13 protein-coding genes, 2 tRNA genes, 2 rRNA genes and 2 pseudogenes are annotated in these 18476 nt (G+C 54.8%); 13 read left to right on the top strand and 6 right to left on the bottom strand.

Annotation, left to right across the window (positions count from 1 at the left end; all coding sequences use genetic code 11):
• Positions 1 to 260 precede the first annotated feature (260 nt).
• Together ACEN8E_RS19270 and ACEN8E_RS19265 are read right to left on the bottom strand one after the other, a co-directional pair.
• On the bottom strand, positions 261 to 470 hold the full coding sequence (locus ACEN8E_RS19270) for a hypothetical protein (RefSeq protein WP_495589477.1): 210 nt from the start codon (positions 468 to 470) through the stop codon (positions 261 to 263).
• Positions 471 to 806: 336 nt separating this feature from the next.
• On the bottom strand, positions 807 to 1232 hold the full coding sequence (locus ACEN8E_RS19265) for a hypothetical protein (RefSeq protein ID WP_495593356.1): 426 nt from the start codon (positions 1230 to 1232) through the stop codon (positions 807 to 809).
• A 293-nt stretch (positions 1233 to 1525) separates the two neighbouring features.
• Here ACEN8E_RS19265 and ACEN8E_RS19260 point away from each other — a divergent pair, with 293 nt between their 5' ends.
• Complete coding sequence (locus tag ACEN8E_RS19260; RefSeq protein WP_495589476.1) at positions 1526 to 2002, top strand: hypothetical protein; 477 nt, start codon at positions 1526 to 1528, stop codon at positions 2000 to 2002.
• 352 nt (positions 2003 to 2354) lie between these two features.
• Positions 2355 to 2609, top strand: coding sequence for a hypothetical protein (locus ACEN8E_RS19255; RefSeq protein ID WP_495589475.1), 255 nt, complete (start codon positions 2355 to 2357; stop codon positions 2607 to 2609).
• A 118-nt stretch (positions 2610 to 2727) separates the two neighbouring features.
• Here ACEN8E_RS19255 and ACEN8E_RS19250 read toward each other — a convergent pair.
• A pseudogene (locus ACEN8E_RS19250) lies at positions 2728 to 3059 on the bottom strand (hypothetical protein); the annotation flags it as partial.
• 97 nt (positions 3060 to 3156) lie between these two features.
• Here ACEN8E_RS19250 and ACEN8E_RS19245 point away from each other — a divergent pair.
• Complete coding sequence (locus ACEN8E_RS19245; protein WP_495589474.1) at positions 3157 to 3402, top strand: hypothetical protein; 246 nt, start codon at positions 3157 to 3159, stop codon at positions 3400 to 3402.
• Positions 3403 to 3435: 33 nt separating this feature from the next.
• On the opposite strand, the gene ACEN8E_RS19240 is transcribed toward ACEN8E_RS19245, so the two are convergent.
• Positions 3436 to 3693: a hypothetical protein gene (locus tag ACEN8E_RS19240; RefSeq protein ID WP_495593355.1), complete on the bottom strand. Its 258-nt coding sequence runs from the start codon at positions 3691 to 3693 to the stop codon at positions 3436 to 3438.
• Between the two features lie 85 nt (positions 3694 to 3778).
• Between ACEN8E_RS19240 and ACEN8E_RS19235 the strand changes: the two are divergent.
• A pseudogene (locus tag ACEN8E_RS19235) lies at positions 3779 to 3994 on the top strand (hypothetical protein); the annotation flags it as partial.
• Positions 3995 to 4065: 71 nt separating this feature from the next.
• On the top strand, positions 4066 to 4797 hold the full coding sequence (locus ACEN8E_RS19230; RefSeq protein ID WP_495589473.1) for a metallophosphoesterase: 732 nt from the start codon (positions 4066 to 4068) through the stop codon (positions 4795 to 4797).
• 245 nt (positions 4798 to 5042) lie between these two features.
• Here ACEN8E_RS19230 and ACEN8E_RS19225 read toward each other — a convergent pair whose 3' ends face one another.
• On the bottom strand, positions 5043 to 5255 hold the full coding sequence (locus ACEN8E_RS19225) for a hypothetical protein (RefSeq protein ID WP_057396413.1): 213 nt from the start codon (positions 5253 to 5255) through the stop codon (positions 5043 to 5045).
• Between the two features lie 380 nt (positions 5256 to 5635).
• On the opposite strand from ACEN8E_RS19225, the gene ACEN8E_RS19220 reads away from it, so the two are divergent.
• Together ACEN8E_RS19220 and ACEN8E_RS19215 are read left to right on the top strand one after the other, a co-directional pair.
• Positions 5636 to 6157, top strand: a complete 522-nt coding sequence (locus tag ACEN8E_RS19220; RefSeq protein ID WP_495589472.1) for a DUF3016 domain-containing protein — start codon at positions 5636 to 5638, stop codon at positions 6155 to 6157.
• Positions 6158 to 7740: 1583 nt separating this feature from the next.
• The gene (locus ACEN8E_RS19215; protein WP_495589471.1) at positions 7741 to 7971 is read left to right on the top strand and encodes a hypothetical protein; all 231 of its coding nucleotides are present in this window, start codon (positions 7741 to 7743) and stop codon (positions 7969 to 7971) included.
• Positions 7972 to 8116: 145 nt separating this feature from the next.
• Here ACEN8E_RS19215 and ACEN8E_RS19210 read toward each other — a convergent pair whose 3' ends face one another.
• Positions 8117 to 9508: an aldehyde dehydrogenase family protein gene (locus tag ACEN8E_RS19210; RefSeq protein WP_495589470.1), complete on the bottom strand. Its 1392-nt coding sequence runs from the start codon at positions 9506 to 9508 to the stop codon at positions 8117 to 8119.
• A 100-nt stretch (positions 9509 to 9608) separates the two neighbouring features.
• Here ACEN8E_RS19210 and ptrR point away from each other — a divergent pair, with 100 nt between their 5' ends.
• The 6 genes from ptrR (at position 9609) to ACEN8E_RS19180 (ending at position 18404) form a co-directional block, all read left to right on the top strand.
• Positions 9609 to 10487 (top strand): putrescine utilization regulator PtrR, encoded by an 879-nt coding sequence (ptrR, locus tag ACEN8E_RS19205; RefSeq protein WP_057396399.1) that lies wholly within the window; start codon positions 9609 to 9611, stop codon positions 10485 to 10487.
• A 77-nt stretch (positions 10488 to 10564) separates the two neighbouring features.
• The gene (locus tag ACEN8E_RS19200; protein WP_495589469.1) at positions 10565 to 12769 is read left to right on the top strand and encodes an OsmC domain/YcaO domain-containing protein; all 2205 of its coding nucleotides are present in this window, start codon (positions 10565 to 10567) and stop codon (positions 12767 to 12769) included.
• A gap of 697 nt (positions 12770 to 13466) precedes the next feature.
• A 16S ribosomal RNA gene (locus tag ACEN8E_RS19195) occupies positions 13467 to 15003 on the top strand.
• Positions 15004 to 15084: 81 nt separating this feature from the next.
• Positions 15085 to 15161 (top strand) — tRNA-Ile (locus tag ACEN8E_RS19190).
• Between the two features lie 30 nt (positions 15162 to 15191).
• Positions 15192 to 15267 (top strand) — tRNA-Ala (locus ACEN8E_RS19185).
• A gap of 245 nt (positions 15268 to 15512) precedes the next feature.
• Positions 15513 to 18404: ribosomal RNA gene (locus ACEN8E_RS19180) — 23S ribosomal RNA — on the top strand.
• The 16S and 23S rRNA genes sit together here with 2 tRNA genes alongside, the layout of an rRNA operon.
• Positions 18405 to 18476 lie beyond the last annotated feature (72 nt).

Raw genomic sequence — 18476 nt, 5'->3', positions numbered from 1 at the left:
ATGAGTTTGTTTTGGCTTCCGGGTCGCAGATTGAGCAGGATTGCAGGGTGCATGCCTGGTTGGTGAACGCTACAGGTGGGCGCTTACGACCTGAAACGGCCGGCACGCCGCAGGCCTGTGGGAGCGGGTTTGCCCGTGATCCAGGCGAGGTGATTGACTGAAGCTGCGCGGTGAAGCCATTGCGGCGGTCCGCCGATCCGGTAAGTCCGCTCCCACAGAACTGCGGTGTTATTCCAACGACAGCTTCTGGCCGATAACCGTCACTCCGGGGCCATCATCACCGCGAGCGTCATCTTGATGAATTCTTCATTCTTGTCGATGGCTTCAAGGGCGCCACGCACGTTGTCGGTAACATCGGCCGCTCCACGCTGCTCGACCCAGTTCGTGAGTTCCATGATGGCGGCTTCCAGGGCGAGCTGGTTTTCGTTGAGCTTGAACAGCAGGGAAGGGGGCAGATCAGAGTTTGGCATCGCGAATCCTCGGTTATGAGGTCAGCGTAGCAGGGCGTTTTAGGTCGGCAGAACGCCGGGGATGATCCCAAAAGAGTGTGGGGACTTTTTCGGGGATTCGCTATTTCCTGTTCAACTCTGTAAGGCACCGTTTGCAGCGTGCGCCGGAAGAAGAGCCAGTAAATGCTGGGCCTTGTGCCCATTTTCAAGCATGGGGTGTTAGGGGTCGAGTGTTCGAATCACTCCGTCCCGACCATATTTTTCAATGACTTGGCCCAACCTGAAGAGATTGGGCTTTTTCATTTCTGAAAAATACCCCACCAGCCTTCACTGTGCGTATCCCTCACTTCGCGTGATTCACGCCAGCAGTGGGACATCTTCTGTATCCCGTGAGGCTTTTTGCAGGTCTTGCTGCTTTCTCATACGTTTGCGATTGGGCTCATCGCCCAAATGCCGCTGACCTGCTGTTAGTCCCAGCGCCCGCATAAACTTCACCGCCTGGCGCTTGAGGTTGCCGCAATGGGTCGCTCGGGGGTTGATAATTGGTGTACCGAGGCGAGTGGTCAGCACATCACCTTCGACCGCTAATACCTCTTGAGTCCACTCGATCCGGGCATTGATCTCGGCCAAGTCCGTCGCCAATTGCAGGTCATACGTTCCCCGCACGGTCACCGGCCGCATGCTCACGATCATCTCGAAAATTTGTCGTGCGCGGGGCTGAAGCATGCGCGTCGGCATCAGAACCATTAGCGTCGCCTGCATCGCCTCGACTTTGGAGGTGATCGAGGTATCAGGTCCCTTTCGTGTTTCCGCTTGTTACCTGGCTATTTTTGGGCTTCGAAATCACTCTAATCAGCATTGAACATAGGCTCGGTGGCCGCTGGGTGTCTTTCCGCTTTTTCGAATTATGCTCCCCTTGGTCAACATCCAACCATGTACCAAAAAGTCTAGGTTTATGAATAAGGCCTCATCTCGTCAGATGGATAGTCCGCCCAACGATTTTCTTTGACCTGGAACAAGCTTTAGGGCACTAGCCGGCGATACGGTTGTGTCTGAATAATCCGAGGCACTGCTCCATGAAACACGTTGTCCTTACTGCTTTCGTTCTGGTCTTCACATCGCTTGTTGGCTGCGCGCAGGTGCCACTGAACTACAGTACGCCATCAGGTCAGCCAGAAATCACCATCGCTAACACAAAGGTTGCAGATGTGCGCGGCTACATCATCGGCAAGGCGGCGGCCAAAGGCATGCAAATCATCACGGCCGACGATAGCCGGATAGTGGTCAGCAAAACGATGGAGGGCAACCAGGCCGTGCTAACCCAACTGGCTATAGGTAACGCCTACAGCACGACGCCAACGCGAAACATGCAATTTGTTCTCGTGCAGAATGATTCAGATGTAACGATCTATGCCTCGGGTTGGGTTGAATCGCAAATGGCTTTCGGTCAAGTCAACCGGCTTGAGGCAGATTCCAATGCCGCCAAGAACGAACTGCAAGCGGACCTGATCAAGCTAAAGACCGGATATGACAGTAAGCGACGTGATAGCTGACTCCCACGTAACGCGTGATGGTCAAAACATGTAGATCAATTGCTTGAGTCGGTTTCGGGGTCAATTTGACATAGTGGTGGGCTAAGCGACCGGCACCCAAGGATCAGGTTTCGGCAGACATTGCAATTACTTGCTTTCTGGAGGCCAATTGCTGCGGGCGCCGCCAGATTTTCCCTGTGGCGCTGGGTCCATTCATGAGGTCAGGGGCTTTGGCTCCGCCTGCTTCCAACACACTATACTGACTGCAATACCCTTAATCCCTGACCGCCCTCAGGGATTATCCTTTCAAAGGAGCATGATCGTGAAACAGCTCCTGGCCTTAATCCTCGCAACCTCCATCAGCCTGCCTCCGATGGCTGCCGAGACCGCCCCTGCGGCCAGCGCCGCAGTGCCCGACGCTACCTCAAGCCTGACGCTGTCGACTCCACTCGTCGGTGGCGTAACGGTTGGCACTGGCCTGGCAATTAGCGCCGGTCTTATCGCTGCTGGTGTCGCCATCTCCAGCGGCGGCGGTAGTGGTGGCAACGACGCCACCCCGGGCGCCGCCGGCACTTCAGGTTCCAGCGGAACGACTGGCACGACTGGCACGACCGGCACCACCCGGTAACCGCCCCCTTGTTGATGTCGCAGGGCGTTAATTGACTCGGCCAGTTGCAATTGGGGGTTCCAAAGGTCTGTATCAGTGGCGCGCAGAGCACATCGCAGGTGGCGAGGGGGATCGCGATCAGCCCGGCGCCCGAGTAGTGACTGGTGATGCTGCCGTTCTTGTGGCTCAGAAGAGCCTTGCGATCTTCCTCAGTGACATCTGCTGCTCGATGATCGACTTCTCCACGCTGTTGAGCACGACCAGTCGCTCATCACCGTTTTTCACGCCACGCCGTTCGTGTCTGCCGCCAAAATCAGCCGGAATCAGAACTACGCTGGTCCCGAGTTCCGGTACCGCAATCCCCCAATCCCACCTCAGCTCGCAGACTTCCTGCCCCCGGGTACCGGTGTTCACCTTGAACAACGCAATGGTTTGCAGGTGGGCCGGCAATCCCCTGAAGAGAATCGACTCAGGCGCCGCTCTCCGTGAACGCAAGCGATAGGTGGAGATTCCAGGATTTGCTGTTCAGCTATGCTTTCAGCACTTTGTTCAAGAAATGGATTTCACTATGAGCAGCGTAAGAAAGCCGACACAGCGAGAAATCTCCGATGCCTTGGAACTTAGCGAAAGCGAGGTCGCGTTGTACGTTGCGGACGTAGAGGAAAAGGCTGATGGGGCGGGGCACTGGATCTTTTTCAGTGTATCAACGCCTAACGACATACTGTTCTGGCTCAGGGTCGGTAACAACCTGACGCTTGAAACAGATGCGATAAACATCCTCTGGACAAAACAATCACCGAGTATCGCTCGTTAGGTCTCCGGGGTCGCGCGCCGGTTCGGCCAAACTCTACTCGTGAACCGACCGCGATACTTTTTCTGGAGTCTCACAGGGTGTGGTGACACAGCGAATCATGCGCGCAGCGGTATCGAAGTCGGCGTTGATCAGGCTGATCAGCAGTCGCTGGTGAATGCCCTGTTGGTTGTTGATGCCGTGCTGTTGCATAACCCGCTTGAGGTCCGGCTTGAATACTCCGGCGACCTCAACCGTGAGCTTTTCGATGCCCTGCACGATGTTCACCAGCGCAACGTGGTGGGTGCTGAGCAGCGCCCGGCAGGACCGCTCGTTCCGTACCGCATGTTGTTGGGCTTGCGTTTGCTCATAATGAAGTGGAAGAGAAACGGGCGGCGCACTGACTGATAAAATCAGTGTCAACAGCCAAGCCAGGCTCACTGAAGCTATCACGAAGCTGAACACCATGTTCCGGGACATGCAGTACGTCGTGGTCTCTCTGCGTCCGGGCACGGACCGCACCCTCGACCAGAACGCCCTCTGGTTTGCCCTTTTCCAGCGTGTTGCCGAGATGACGCAGATCGGCGATACCGAGGACGCGCGCCGCTATTGCAAGCCGGACCCCATTTTGGCCGGCTTCACTGCGCGCGGTGGGGTGTTCACCGGCCTGCTTGGCGAGGTGGCGACATGAATCGGATTGATCGCTTCAGAATCAACGAAAGCGGCCGGGACTTTGCGGTTGGTGATATCCATGGTTGCTTCTCCAGTCTGCAAGCCGCCTTGGACGCAGTCCGGTTCAATCCTGATGCTGACCGGCTTTTCAGCGTCGGCGATCTAGTCGATCGCGGGCCGGAGTCGGAGCAGGTCGACTCTTGGCTGGCCAAGCCATGGTTTCACGCCGTGCGCGGAAATCATGAGCAGATGGCTGTAGATGCCTACCGTGCAGACCCTGAGGGCCGTATGAAGGTCATGCACCTCATCAACGGTGGCTCTTGGCTCTATGCGCGTTCGTCAGTTGAGCAGGCTTGTTATTCCGAGCTGTTGGCCGACTTGCCACTGGTGATCGAAGTGTGGACGCCAGCGGGCCTTGTCGGGATCGTTCATGCCGACTGCCCGTATGACCACTGGAATGAATTCGTATGGGCGATCGAGCAGGGAAGCCCCGTGGAAGCAGCTCACGTTGCAGCGATTGCCCAATGGTCGAGGAAGCGTATTTTTGAAGAAAGCTCACAGGTTGTCAGTGGGGTCAGGGCTGTTGTGGTTGGTCATACGCCAGTGCGCCAGCCAGCCGTTCTCGGCAATGTCTACCACATAGACACTGGCGGCTGGATGGGCGGCCACTTCACCCTGCTGAATCTGCATACCCTCCAAGCCTATCCGGCCTTTGATCCAAAGCTGAGCTGTGATTGGGACGAATAGCCTGCAGGGTGCCGCCCGCAGAGCCAGAGTTTGTCGCGCCGGTGGCGCACAAATCGAACGCTGGCTAAAAAATATGATCCTCGTCATCACGTAGGTGGCGAAACCAGCCATACAACGTTACTGCAAGGGTGGCGAAGATGATGGTTATGAGGATGGCGGCTTCCAGGGCGAGCTGGCTTTCGTTGGCATGGCGGGCCCTCCAGTTAAAAGATGAGCATGGCGAGGTGGGAAGGGCCCCAATAGAGCTATCGATCATTCAACAACTCGGCGACCCCGCGTGTGATGAATTCCAGGTTTTCATCCAGCTTGGTCAGGGAGTTGCGGATTCTGGTTCCGTCTTCAGCGGGGCCATGCAGCTGTTCAATCCATACGGACAGATCTTCCACAGCCGCAGCTATGGCGAGTTGGTTTTCGTTGAGTTTGTAGATCAGGGAAGGGACGAGGTCGTTGGTTGGCATGGCTTGATCCTCCTTTAAGTGAGGCAAAGCTTAGCAGGCAGCAAAAAGCCCGCGCAGTGGCGGGCTTTTTGTGTGGGGTCAAATCCTTTTGTCCGTTTAATCTGCGCTCCATTCTGTGAGCGTTTCGTGAAAAGCATGTCGCTGGAATGAAAAAAACTGCTTAGTGGCCGCCTGTCTGCGATGTAGCGCTGACCGATCAGCTGAGGTCGCGTAAATCGGGGGCCGTACGTCCAATGCGGTGAGTTTCTTGAAGTGTACTGGCCTCTACCAAAACACCTGGGAGAAGGACCTTGGATCATGTCAGTGCCCTGACATGCACCTCAGGCGTAAACTAAACACGGTGCAGCATGCACTGAAAGCGCTGCACGTGGAGGTGAGCCGTGCGCTCAATACCCGTTTGCACCTCGATCGCGCTGCTGGCGCTGTTTATGGTGCCACTTGCCACCGCAGCGTCTTCGGTCGAAGTCGTTTTCAAGAACCCCGAAAAATTCAGCGATGCCAGCCTGGATAGTCCAGGTTATGAACGTGGTGCCGATGCTTATGTCATGAAAGAGCTGCGCAGCTACATCCAGAAGCTTGGCGAGCGGTACCTGCCAGACGGCCAGCAGCTGCAAATTGAAATACGTAACATCGATCTGGCCGGTCGTTACGAACCCTGGAGGCCAAATGCCTATGAAGTGCGCTTCATGCGCGACATTACCTGGCCGAGCATCGATCTACATTACGTGCTCAAACAAAACGGCCAGATCATGAGTCAGGCCGACGCCAGGGTCATGGATCAGCTCTACCTCCAACGTCCGGGGCGCGCTAACAGAAGTGACAGACTCTACTCCGAGAAGGCCATGCTCTCGGACTGGTTCCGCAGACAATTCGCCGAGCAACATCAGATCGGGCTGAACTGAACCACTCTGCACTCTGAATCCCCCGCCCGGCACTGGGCCGGGCAGGCTATCTACAAGAAACGCTTATGAAGCGCCATTGCCTTGCTGTGAGGGCTTGAAGGGAGCCTTGGAGCCCCAGCCTTTGGGTGAATCAGCCCCAAATGTAGTGCGCGCGCCCCCTTGTTGGGGAATTTCTCACCACTCGAATTGACCGTTTTCGTGCAATTGCTGGGCCCGGGCTTTGCCTATGTCAAATGGCCTGGATTTTGCTCAGGTGCTCATACTCGAGCATTCATTGAATGCGGTATCCGGAGATTCGAGCCATGTGGGCAAAAACTCTGCTTCTCTGCGTGATTTTTGGAGTCGGGATCGTTACTAGCGGCTTGGCTACGAGCATGATCCTGTTTTGGTGCGAGTTGTGTTAACCACCATCCCTTGTGTCTTACCTGAGTGGCACCAGGCAGAGCCCGTTCCGTGAACTCGCAGGCACGGATTTCCGCTGACCAGGTGATCGATGGAAAGGTGGCGGATCCCACCGAGAACGCTATTGCATTGCCCCAGGCGTTCACCTCAGAAATGGACAATAGCTATTTGCTAAAGCTGCCTTTCTACAGGCGCTGTGATTTTCATATAAATGCCGGAGCTATAATGCCAATAACTATCAACTACGGAGTTCGCCGATAACAAGTAGACGATTTGCTTTTTTACCGGGCTCGTCACAGCCCTCCAAAGGTCAACTCCATCGCCAGTACAGTGGACACTGCCAGTGCAAACAGCAGCGCTATAAACATCAGACTCAACTGAGCGACCTGCTTATAAAGGGCTATCGGTCTGTACGTGATTCGAGCAATTGATTTATTAGTGGAGGCCATCACCAATCCTCACTTTTCCTGGAACACGTAATAGCTGCAGAAGGTGTACATCAGAGTCACCGGCAGGTTGAACACAAACGGCCAGTGCGTATGACGTTGGCGTGGCCTGTGTCGGGTCGGGTTTTTTCGTGCCGAAATCTTTGAACGACAGCATTTGCCGGGTGTACGGCTGGGCTCCGAACAATGGGCTGGGCATGGCGTAGGCGGTGGTCAGGGTAACGCGCAAGGGGCAGGGCAGGCTTGACCTGAGCAGCAGGGCGGCGGAGCGGCATGGTGGTGTCGCGCATTTCATTTTTCACCCCTGGCGTCATGCCGAGTCTGGCGAGCCCCGTCGTCTCCATGATGTCCAGGGCGACAGCTGTTGCGGGTACCAGGGTACGGTGCAACTAATGAGCCATTTCAATAAGGCGAAAAAAGTTCAGCTTAATTAATAAACTGCTTCTGGGCGTTTCGAGTTAGAGAAAGGGGGAGTGGGGAATATTCCTCAAATCAGGTGGTAAACGCCCGGTTGGGTGGGTGTAATGCCCCATTTATGGCGGTGGTAGCGGCCTTGTTTTACCGACCGCACTGGGTAGGGCTGCTTGACCTGAGGCAACAGTTTTTGGATTGTTGTATTTCAAGAATGAATCATTGTGTTACTGAGTGGTCATAATTACGGTTGAATACTACCCCGGATGAAATTCTCGGAGGGTGACAACCGTCTCTGTAGCTCTGACCATTCAGGACGTTCAAATGAAACGCGCAGTAATGATGATCTTGACCATTTCAGGTTCGCTCCTTCTGGGGGGCTGCGGCCCTCACTGGGAAGACGGAGGGCGGTACGGCCGGGATTATGATCATGATTATCGTCGTGGATACGACCAGGGTAATGACGATGATCAAGGTTATAACCGTCGATATGATCGCCGTGACTATGATCGCTACCACCGTCAGTATCGCGATCGTGACGACAGGGACGATTGATACTTTTATCCCTCCAGCTCATTGAGCTGTCGCTGTTACTGTAGGAGCGAGCATGCTCGCGATGGTCATTAACGATACCGCGTGTTTACGGACTAAACACAGCGCTCTTGAGTCCATCGCGAGCCAGCTTGCTCCTGCAGAACCCTTAGCGTCGATCCAGCCAGACCGTTTGTGCATTACAGAATTCGCGCACCCCGAAATGCGAGAGCTCCCGGCCAAAGCCACTCTTCTTCACCCCACCAAAGCTGACACGCGGATCGCTGGCGCTATAGCCGTTGATGAACACGCCGCCGGTTTCAAGTTCGCCGGCCATCTGCCGGGCGAGTTCGACATTGCGCGTGTAGAGGGTGGCGGTGAGGCCGAATTCGCTGTCATTGGCCAGCTCCAGCGCATGGGCTGCGTCTCGGGCCGTGATGATTGAGGCCACAGGACCAAACAATTCCTGTTTGAATGATGTCATCTGATCGGTCACGTCGCCGAGTACCGTGGGCTCATAGTAATTGCCGGGGCCTTCAGCCTTCTTGCCTCCCATCAGTAACGTCGCGCCTTCTTCCAGTGTGTCGCGCACCTGTTGATCCAGTTCGTCGCGCAGATCGAAGCGAGCCATCGGGCCGATGTAAGTGTTGGCGGCGAGAGGATCACCGACGACCAGTTGTCGGGTAGCTTCGACAAACCTGCGGGTAAATTCCCGGGCAATGCCTTGCTCGACAATCAGGCGTTTGGCGGCGGCGCAGACTTGTCCAGTGTTCTGATAGCGTCCGATCACGGCGGCTTTTACCGCCTCATCGAGGTCCGCGTCGTCGAGCACGATAAACGGGTCGGAGCCGCCCAGCTCCAATACGCATTTCTTCAGCGCTGCTCCAGCCTGAGCACCGATGGCCATGCCCGCACGGACGCTACCGGTGAGGGTGACAGCTGCAATCCGTGGATCGGCGATCGCCTTGGATACCCCCTCTGGTGTGACATTGATGACCTCGAAAACACCTTCGGGAAAGCCCGCTTGCTTGACGGCTTCCAGCAGCAGGTAGGCGCTGCCCATGACGTTCGGCGCGTGCTTGAGCACGTAGGTATTGCCGGCGAGCAGGGTGGGGACCGCACCGCGCAGGACTTGCCAGATGGGGAAGTTCCACGGCATGACGGCGAGGATCGGGCCGAGCGGGCGATATTCAATGCGTGCCTTGCCGCCTTCAACCTGGGTCGGTTCCGGGTTCAGCATGGCGGGGCCGTGCTCGGCGTACCACTCGCAGAGCTGCGCGCACTTTTCAATTTCACCGCAGGCCTGGGTAATCGGCTTGCCCATTTCCCGGGTGATCATGTTCGCCATGGCCTCTGCATTGTTGCGCAAGGCCTGGCCGAGGTTGATCAAAAGCTGCGCGCGTTGTTCAACGGGTTTGCTGCGCCAGCTGCGAAACCCGGTAGCGGCCCGCGTCAGCGTGGCCTGCAATGCTGTATCGGATTCGAATGGGTACTGACCGATCTGTTCGCCCGTGGTCGGGTTGATCGAAATGGCATGGGTAAGGCTGGAAACGTTGGTCATGGCACCGTCCTGCGAGGTGGGGATGTGCTCAGGTTATGGGGCTATATGTTTTATGGAAACTGAATAATACTGAGCATAACGTTCACGTTTGGAGAAAGACTTGGATCTGGTTCAGCTCGAAATTTTCAAGGCTGTCGCCGAGCACGGCAGCATCAGCGTCGCCGCCCAGCATATTCATCGGGTGCCATCGAATCTCACGACCAGAATCAAGCAACTTGAGCTGGACCTGGGCGTGGACCTGTTTATCCGCGAGAAGAGTCGCCTGCGCCTGTCGCCCGCCGGCTGGAGTTTTCTGGATTACGCTCGACGCATTCTCGACCTGGTTCAGGAAGCTCGCGCCACAGTGGCGGGTGAAGAGCCACAAGGAGCCTTCGCCCTGGGTTCGCTGGAAAGTACTGCGGCGGTACGTATTCCAGAGCTATTGGCCGCCTATAACCAGAAGCACGCCAAGGTCGAGCTGGACCTGTCCACCGGGCCCTCCGGGACCATGATCGATGGCGTGCTGTCAGGGCGGCTGGCCGCTGCTTTTGTCGATGGTCCGGTGTTGCATCCGGCGTTGGAGGGGGTGCCGGCATTCGAGGAGGAAATGGTTTTGATCGCGCCTCTCAATCATGACCCGATCCATCGGGCGAAGGATGTGAATGGCGAAAACATCTATGCATTCCGCTCCAACTGCTCCTATCGCCATCATTTCGAAAGCTGGTTCGCCAATGGCGCAGCGGTGCCCGGCAAGATTTTCGAAATGGAGTCCTATCACGGCATGCTGGCCTGCGTCAGTGCCGGTGCCGGTCTGGCGCTGATGCCCCGCAGCATGCTCGAAAGCATGCCTGGATGCACGACGGTCAGCGTCTGGCCGTTGTCGGAGTCGTTCCGCTATTTGCGCACCTGGCTGGTGTGGCGCAGGGGGACGGTGTCGCAGAGCCTGACGATGTTTGTGCGCTTGCTCGAGGAGCGCGGGGTGGTGTTGGTCGAAAAATAGTGGAAAGTTAACGGTCTGGGCTGAAAAACCGGATAATGGCGGCCAAATCGTATAGCTCGTTATTCTGGTAAGCACGCATGGAAATCAAGGTCAACTTTCTCGACAACCTTCGACTTGAGGCCAAGTTCGACGACTTCACGGTGATTGCCGATCAACCCATTCGCTACAAGGGCGATGGCTCGGCACCGGGGCCGTTCGATTACTTCCTGGCTTCGTCGGCGTTGTGTGCGGCGTACTTCGTGAAGTTGTATTGCGAAACCCGCAATATCCCCACCGACAATATCCGCCTGTCGCAGAACAACATTGTTGACCCGGAAAACCGCTACAACCAGATTTTCAAGATTCAGGTCGAATTGCCGGCGGACATCTCTGCCAAGGATCGGCAGGGGATCTTGCGCTCCATCGACCGTTGTACCGTAAAGAAGGTGGTGCAAACCGGGCCGGAGTTCGTGATTGAAGAGGTCGAAAACCTCGACGCCGATGCCCAGGCCTTGTTGATGCCGCACTCGACTGGCGAAGCGGGCACCTACATTGTGGGCAAGGACCTGCCGCTGGAGCAAACCATCGCCAACATGTCGGGCATCCTGGCCGACCTGGGCATGAAGATCGAAATCGCTTCGTGGCGCAACATCGTTCCCAACGTGTGGTCGCTGCACATCCGCGATGCGCATTCGCCGATGTGTTTTACCAACGGCAAAGGCGCGACCAAAGAGGGCGCACTGGCATCGGCACTGGGCGAGTTCATCGAGCGGCTCAACTGCAACTTCTTCTATAACGATCAGTTCTGGGGGGAGGACATCGCCAATGCGACGTTTGTGCATTACCCGGACGAGCGCTGGTTCAAGCCTGGCCCGAAGGATGAGCTGCCGACCGAAATCCTCGACGAGTACTGCCTGAAGGTTTACGACCGGGACGGCGAGTTGCGTGGTTCGCACCTGTACGACACCAACTCCGGCAACACCCAGCGCGGTATTTGTTCGCTGCCGTTTGTGCGCCAGTCGGACAATGAGGTGGTGTATTTCCCCTCCAATCTGATCGAAAACCTGTTCCTGAGTAATGGCATGAGCGCCGGCAACACGCTGGTAGAAGCGCAGGTGCAATGCCTGTCCGAGATCTTCGAGCGCGCGGTGAAGCGCGAAATCCTCGAAGGCGAAATGGCCCTGCCGGATGTGCCACAGGAAGTGCTGGCCAAGTACCCGGGCATTCTGGCGGGTATCCAGGCCCTGGAAGAGCAGGGCTTCCCGGTGCTGGTCAAGGATGCGTCGCTGGGCGGGGAGTTCCCGGTGATGTGTGTCACCTTGATGAACCCGCGTACCGGTGGCGTGTTTGCCTCGTTCGGCGCGCACCCAAGCCTGGAAGTGGCGCTGGAGCGCAGCCTGACGGAGCTGCTGCAAGGCCGCAGTTTTGAAGGCTTGAACGATCTGCCTCAACCGACCTTCGAAGGTCAGGCGGTGACTGAGCCAAACAACTTCGTGGAACACTTTATCGATTCCAGCGGTGTGGTCTCGTGGCGTTTCTTCAGTGCCAAACCGGATTTCGAATTCGTTGAGTGGGATTTCTCCGGTCAGGGCGAAAACTCCAATGCTGAGGAAGCCGCAACCTTGTTCGGCATTCTCGAAGACATGGGCAAAGAAGTGTACATGGCGGTCTATGAGCATATCGGTGCCAAAGCCTGCCGCATTCTGGTGCCGGACTACTCGGAGATTTATCCGGTAGAAGATCTGATCTGGGATAACACCAACAAGGCGCTGCAGTTCCGCGCCGACATCCTCAATCTGCACAGCCTGAGCAAAGTCGGTCTGAGAACGCTGGCCAAAGGTTTGGAAAACAGCGAGCTGGATGACTACACCGACATCACCACCCTGATCGGCATCGAGTTTGATGACAACACGCCCTGGGGCAAATTGACGATCCTGGAGCTGAGGCTGCTGATTTATCTGGCCTTGCAGAAGTTTGATCAGGCGAAAGATCTGGTGGAAGCCTTCTTGCAATACAACGACAACACCGTCGAGCGCGGCTTGTTTTATCAAGCCGTGAACGTCGTGCTGGAAATGCAACTGGACGATGATCTGGAACTGAGCGATTACGAAGCCAACTTCCGCCGGATGTTCGGCAACGAGCGGATGGACGCGGCGATAGGGTCCGTGGATGGCAGCGTACGCTTCTACGGTCTGACACCGACGAGCATGAAACTGGAAGGGCTCGACAGGCACCTGCGGCTGATCGACAGCTACAAGAAGTTGCATATGGCGCGGGCCAGGGTGGCGGCTTTATCCAGCTGATGGCAGCAACAAAAAAGCACCTTGGGTGCTTTTTTGCTTTTTGGCGGCCGGCCAGTCGTCGGTATGCGATGGTCTCGTTTTTGGGTTATGTCACGGGCAGCGGCTGCCTACGAGGAAGTCCTTCTATATAGAAGGAGCGTTATGGCTCCTCTATCGAGCTCGGAAAGGGGTGTTCCGGCGCTTTCTGCAAGTTATTGATAGAAAACCATAATCAGTGCTTGACGGCAGATTCTGGAAGCCTATAATTCGCCCCACTTCCGGCGCAGTCGAAACGGAAAACTCCTTGTAAAACAATGAGTTATGCAGTTTTCGGCAGCAAGTTGCTTCAGGTCATCGGAGCACAAAGGAAGTTGAAAAAGAGGTGTTGACAGCAGCGTGTAACGCTGTAGAATTCGCCTCCCGCTGACGAGAGATCTGAAGCGCAAGTGGTTGAAGTTGTTAAGGATTCCTTGAAAACTTCTGAAAAAAATCACTTGACAGCAAATGAGGCTGCTGTAGAATGCGCGCCTCGGTTGAGATGAAAGCTCTTAACCAACCGCTCTTTAACAACTGAATCAAGCAATTCGTGTGGGTGCTTGTGGAGTCAGACTGCTAGTCAACAGATTATCAGCATCACAAGTTACTCCGCGAGAAATCAAAGATGTAACCAACGATTGCTGAGCCAAGTTTAGGGTTTTCTCAAAACCCAAAGATGTTTGAACTGAAGAGTTTGATCATGGCTCAGATTGAACGCTGGCGGCAGGCCTAACACATGCAAGTCGAGCGGATGGCGGGAGCTTGCTCCCTGATTCAGCGGCGGACGGGTGAGTAATGCCTAGGAATCTGCCTGGTAGTGGGGGACAACGTCTCGAAAGGGACGCTAATACCGCATACGTCCTACGGGAGAAAGCAGGGGACCTTCGGGCCTTGCGCTATCAGATGAGCCTAGGTCGGATTAGCTAGTTGGTGAGGTAATGGCTCACCAAGGCGACGATCCGTAACTGGTCTGAGAGGATGATCAGTCACACTGGAACTGAGACACGGTCCAGACTCCTACGGGAGGCAGCAGTGGGGAATATTGGACAATGGGCGAAAGCCTGATCCAGCCATGCCGCGTGTGTGAAGAAGGTCTTCGGATTGTAAAGCACTTTAAGTTGGGAGGAAGGGCATTAACCTAATACGTTAGTGTTTTGACGTTACCGACAGAATAAGCACCGGCTAACTCTGTGCCAGCAGCCGCGGTAATACAGAGGGTGCAAGCGTTAATCGGAATTACTGGGCGTAAAGCGCGCGTAGGTGGTTTGTTAAGTTGGATGTGAAAGCCCCGGGCTCAACCTGGGAACTGCATTCAAAACTGACAAGCTAGAGTATGGTAGAGGGTGGTGGAATTTCCTGTGTAGCGGTGAAATGCGTAGATATAGGAAGGAACACCAGTGGCGAAGGCGACCACCTGGACTGATACTGACACTGAGGTGCGAAAGCGTGGGGAGCAAACAGGATTAGATACCCTGGTAGTCCACGCCGTAAACGATGTCAACTAGCCGTTGGGAGCCTTGAGCTCTTAGTGGCGCAGCTAACGCATTAAGTTGACCGCCTGGGGAGTACGGCCGCAAGGTTAAAACTCAAATGAATTGACGGGGGCCCGCACAAGCGGTGGAGCATGTGGTTTAATTCGAAGCAACGCGAAGAACCTTACCAGGCCTTGACATCCAATGAACTTTCCAGAGATGGATCGGTGCCTTCGGGAACATTGAGACAGGTGCTGCATGGCTGTCGTCAGCTCGTGTCGTGAGATGTTGGGTTAAGTCCCGTAACGAGCGCAACCCTTGTCCTTAGTTACCAGCACGTCATGGTGGGCACTCTAAGGAGACTGCCGGTGACAAACCGGAGGAAGGTGGGGATGACGTCAAGTCATCATGGCCCTTACGGCCTGGGCTACACACGTGCTACAATGGTCGGTACAGAGGGTTGCCAAGCCGCGAGGTGGAGCTAATCCCACAAAACCGATCGTAGTCCGGATCGCAGTCTGCAACTCGACTGCGTGAAGTCGGAATCGCTAGTAATCGCGAATCAGAATGTCGCGGTGAATACGTTCCCGGGCCTTGTACACACCGCCCGTCACACCATGGGAGTGGGTTGCACCAGAAGTAGCTAGTCTAACCTTCGGGGGGACGGTTACCACGGTGTGATTCATGACTGGGGTGAAGTCGTAACAAGGTAGCCGTAGGGGAACCTGCGGCTGGATCACCTCCTTAATCGACGACTCAGCGGCTCCATAAGTTCCCACACGAATTGCTTGATTCATTGAAGAAGACGATAAGAAGCAGCCCGAAATTGGGTCTGTAGCTCAGTTGGTTAGAGCGCACCCCTGATAAGGGTGAGGTCGGCAGTTCGAATCTGCCCAGACCCACCAATTTTGTGTGGGAAACGCCTGTAGAAATACGGGGCCATAGCTCAGCTGGGAGAGCGCCTGCCTTGCACGCAGGAGGTCAACGGTTCGATCCCGTTTGGCTCCACCACTACTGCTTCTGATTGTGTAAAGCTTAGAAATGAGCATTCCATCGATGATGGTGAATGTTGATTTCTAGTCTTTGACTAGTTCGTTCTTTAAAAATTTGGGTATGTGATAGAAAGATAGACTGAACGTTACTTTCACTGGTAACGGATCAGGCTAAGGTAAAATTTGTGAGTTCTCTTAATTGAGAAATTCGAATTTTCGGCGAATGTCGTCTTCATAGTATAACCAGATTGCTTGGGGTTATATGGTCAAGTGAAGAAGCGCATACGGTGGATGCCTTGGCAGTCAGAGGCGATGAAAGACGTGGTAGCCTGCGAAAAGCTTCGGGGAGTCGGCAAACAGACTTTGATCCGGAGATGTCTGAATGGGGGAACCCAGCCATCATAAGATGGTTATCTTGTACTGAATACATAGGTGCAAGAGGCGAACCAGGGGAACTGAAACATCTAAGTACCCTGAGGAAAAGAAATCAACCGAGATTCCCTTAGTAGTGGCGAGCGAACGGGGACTAGCCCTTAAGTGGCTTTGAGATTAGCGGAACGCTCTGGAAAGTGCGGCCATAGTGGGTGATAGCCCTGTACGCGAAAATCTCTTAGTCATGAAATCGAGTAGGACGGAGCACGAGAAACTTTGTCTGAATATGGGGGGACCATCCTCCAAGGCTAAATACTACTGACTGACCGATAGTGAACTAGTACCGTGAGGGAAAGGCGAAAAGAACCCCGGAGAGGGGAGTGAAATAGATCCTGAAACCGTATGCGTACAAGCAGTGGGAGCCCACTTTGTTGGGTGACTGCGTACCTTTTGTATAATGGGTCAGCGACTTATTTTCAGTGGCGAGCTTAACCGAATAGGGGAGGCGTAGCGAAAGCGAGTCTTAATAGGGCGTCTAGTCGCTGGGAATAGACCCGAAACCGGGCGATCTATCCATGGGCAGGTTGAAGGTTAGGTAACACTGACTGGAGGACCGAACCGACTACCGTTGAAAAGTTAGCGGATGACCTGTGGATCGGAGTGAAAGGCTAATCAAGCTCGGAGATAGCTGGTTCTCCTCGAAAGCTATTTAGGTAGCGCCTCATGTATCACTGTAGGGGGTAGAGCACTGTTTCGGCTAGGGGGTCATCCCGACTTACCAAACCGATGCAAACTCCGAATACCTACAAGTGCCGAGCATGGGAGACACACGGCGGGTGCTAACGTCCGTCGTGAAAAGGGAAACAACCCAGACCGTCAGCTAAGGTCCCAAAGTTATGGTTAAGTGGGAAACGATGTGGGAAGGCTTAGACAGCTAGGAGGTTGGCTTAGAAGCAGCCACCCTTTAAAGAAAGCGTAATAGCTCACTAGTCGAGTCGGCCTGCGCGGAAGATGTAACGGGGCTCAAACCATACACCGAAGCTACGGGTATCACGTAAGTGATGCGGTAGAGGAGCGTTCTGTAAGCCTGTGAAGGTGAGTTGAGAAGCTTGCTGGAGGTATCAGAAGTGCGAATGCTGACATGAGTAACGACAATGGGTGTGAAAAACACCCACGCCGAAAGACCAAGGTTTCCTGCGCAACGTTAATCGACGCAGGGTTAGTCGGTCCCTAAGGCGAGGCTGAAAAGCGTAGTCGATGGAAAACAGGTTAATATTCCTGTACTTCTGGTTATTGCGATGGAGGGACGGAGAAGGCTAGGCCAGCTTGGCGTTGGTTGTCCAAGTTTAAGGTGGTAGGCTGAGATCTTAGGTAAATCCGGGATCTTAAGGCCGAGAGCTGATGACGAGTTACCCTTTGGGTGACGAAGTGGTTGATGCCATGCTTCCAAGAAAAGCTTCTAAGCTTCAGATAACCAGGAACCGTACCCCAAACCGACACAGGTGGTTGGGTAGAGAATACCAAGGCGCTTGAGAGAACTCGGGTGAAGGAACTAGGCAAAATGGCACCGTAACTTCGGGAGAAGGTGCGCCGGTGAGGGTGAAGCATTTACTGCGTAAGCCCACGCCGGTCGAAGATACCAGGCCGCTGCGACTGTTTATTAAAAACACAGCACTCTGCAAACACGAAAGTGGACGTATAGGGTGTGACGCCTGCCCGGTGCCGGAAGGTTAATTGATGGGGTTAGCTAACGCGAAGCTCTTGATCGAAGCCCCGGTAAACGGCGGCCGTAACTATAACGGTCCTAAGGTAGCGAAATTCCTTGTCGGGTAAGTTCCGACCTGCACGAATGGCGTAACGATGGCGGCGCTGTCTCCACCCGAGACTCAGTGAAATTGAAATCGCTGTGAAGATGCAGTGTATCCGCGGCTAGACGGAAAGACCCCGTGAACCTTTACTATAGCTTTGCACTGGACTTTGAATTTGCTTGTGTAGGATAGGTGGGAGGCTTTGAAGCGTGGACGCCAGTTCGCGTGGAGCCATCCTTGAAATACCACCCTGGCAACTTTGAGGTTCTAACTCAGGTCCGTTATCCGGATCGAGGACAGTGTATGGTGGGTAGTTTGACTGGGGCGGTCTCCTCCTAAAGAGTAACGGAGGAGTACGAAGGTGCGCTCAGACCGGTCGGAAATCGGTCGTAGAGTATAAAGGCAAAAGCGCGCTTGACTGCGAGACAGACACGTCGAGCAGGTACGAAAGTAGGTCTTAGTGATCCGGTGGTTCTGTATGGAAGGGCCATCGCTCAACGGATAAAAGGTACTCCGGGGATAACAGGCTGATACCGCCCAAGAGTTCATATCGACGGCGGTGTTTGGCACCTCGATGTCGGCTCATCACATCCTGGGGCTGAAGCCGGTCCCAAGGGTATGGCTGTTCGCCATTTAAAGTGGTACGCGAGCTGGGTTTAGAACGTCGTGAGACAGTTCGGTCCCTATCTGCCGTGGACGTTTGAGATTTGAGAGGGGCTGCTCCTAGTACGAGAGGACCGGAGTGGACGAACCTCTGGTGTTCCGGTTGTCACGCCAGTGGCATTGCCGGGTAGCTATGTTCGGAAAAGATAACCGCTGAAAGCATCTAAGCGGGAAACTTGCCTCAAGATGAGATCTCACTGGGACCTTGAGTCCCCTGAAGGGCCGTCGAAGACTACGACGTTGATAGGTTGGGTGTGTAAGCGCTGTGAGGCGTTGAGCTAACCAATACTAATTGCCCGTGAGGCTTGACCATATAACACCCAAGCAATTTGACTACTTCGAAAGAAGCATCAGATTGCGGTGTGTGAAGACGCAAGAACCGAAA

It is taken from the genome of Pseudomonas sp. Pseusp9 (genome assembly GCF_059491265.1).
Note: the sequence above shows the minus strand (reverse complement) of the source record. Positions and strands in the feature narration are given on the sequence as shown.

Excerpts from the sequence above, each read along its gene's own strand:
- ACEN8E_RS19270 (WP_495589477.1), bottom strand. The coding sequence starts at position 470 with ATGCCAAACTCTGATCTGCCCCCTTCCCTGCTGTTCAAGCTCAACGAA.
- ACEN8E_RS19215 (WP_495589471.1), top strand. The coding sequence starts at position 7,741 with ATGAAACGCGCAGTAATGATGATCTTGACCATTTCAGGTTCGCTCCTT.
- ACEN8E_RS19255 (WP_495589475.1), top strand. The coding sequence starts at position 2,355 with ATGGCTGCCGAGACCGCCCCTGCGGCCAGCGCCGCAGTGCCCGACGCT.
- ACEN8E_RS19210 (WP_495589470.1), bottom strand. The coding sequence starts at position 9,508 with ATGACCAACGTTTCCAGCCTTACCCATGCCATTTCGATCAACCCGACC.
- ACEN8E_RS19225 (WP_057396413.1), bottom strand. The coding sequence starts at position 5,255 with ATGCCAACCAACGACCTCGTCCCTTCCCTGATCTACAAACTCAACGAA.
- ACEN8E_RS19200 (WP_495589469.1), top strand. The coding sequence starts at position 10,565 with ATGGAAATCAAGGTCAACTTTCTCGACAACCTTCGACTTGAGGCCAAG.
- ACEN8E_RS19230 (WP_495589473.1), top strand. The coding sequence starts at position 4,066 with ATGAATCGGATTGATCGCTTCAGAATCAACGAAAGCGGCCGGGACTTT.
- ACEN8E_RS19260 (WP_495589476.1), top strand. The coding sequence starts at position 1,526 with ATGAAACACGTTGTCCTTACTGCTTTCGTTCTGGTCTTCACATCGCTT.
- ACEN8E_RS19245 (WP_495589474.1), top strand. The coding sequence starts at position 3,157 with ATGAGCAGCGTAAGAAAGCCGACACAGCGAGAAATCTCCGATGCCTTG.